Below are 241 nucleotides of genomic sequence, written 5' to 3' on the forward strand. Positions count from 1 at the left end.
GTGTATTACAAGTGGGTACAGACAGCTCAGTAGGTAAAATGTATACCGCATTACCACTAGAAAAAGAAATGCTAGCACAAGGCATGAAAACCAGTTTCCGAGCGACTGGTCAATCAGGTATTTTGATTAGTGGTTCAGGTGTCAGTATTGATGCTGTTGTGTCTGACTTTATCGCCTGTGCAGTTGAAACTATCGCACCAGCAAACGATGCTGATAACTGGGATGTCATTGAAGGTCAAGG

1 protein-coding gene is annotated in these 241 nt (G+C 43.2%); it reads left to right on the plus strand.

Annotation, left to right across the window (positions count from 1 at the left end; genetic code table 11):
• The coding region (locus tag V6255_RS18195) for a DUF1611 domain-containing protein (protein ID WP_341629400.1) at positions 1–241 on the plus strand (241 nt) is incomplete at both ends.

Origin of the sequence: Psychromonas arctica (assembly GCF_038155225.1) — a bacterium.
GTDB classification, from domain to species: Bacteria; Pseudomonadota; Gammaproteobacteria; order Enterobacterales; family Psychromonadaceae; genus Psychromonas; species Psychromonas arctica_B.